Origin of the sequence: Anaerococcus sp. HMSC068A02 (genome assembly GCF_001811125.1) — a bacterium.
Lineage (GTDB): Bacteria > Bacillota > Clostridia > Tissierellales > Peptoniphilaceae > Anaerococcus > Anaerococcus vaginalis_C.
The window spans coordinates 1-272 of the sequence record NZ_KV803719.1 but is presented as its reverse complement, the minus strand read 5'-3'; the positions used below and the strand labels follow the sequence as shown (position 1 = coordinate 272).

Genomic DNA, 272 nt, shown 5'->3' with positions numbered 1-272 from the left:
AAGACTTAGAGCTTGTAATATCAAGATATGAAAAGGAAACAGATAAGGCAAGAAAATTCATATCCCTTATTAGTCGTTATGAAAACTTTGATAATCTCACAAACACAATGATAAATGAGTTTGTAAAGAAGATAATCATTCATGAAAGAGATAGGAAAGGCAGTCAAACATCAAAGCAAAAGATAGAAATATATTTTAACTTCATAGGAAATTATGAAGTGCCAAAAGAAGAGTTAAGCGAAGAAGAACGATCAAAACTTGAGGAAGAAGAA

1 protein-coding gene is annotated in these 272 nt (G+C 30.1%); it reads left to right on the top strand.

What is annotated here, in order from left to right; all coding sequences use genetic code 11:
* Positions 1-272, top strand: a 272-nt coding sequence (locus HMPREF2782_RS02710) for a DUF4368 domain-containing protein (protein WP_148130019.1), incomplete at both ends; no start/stop codon positions are given.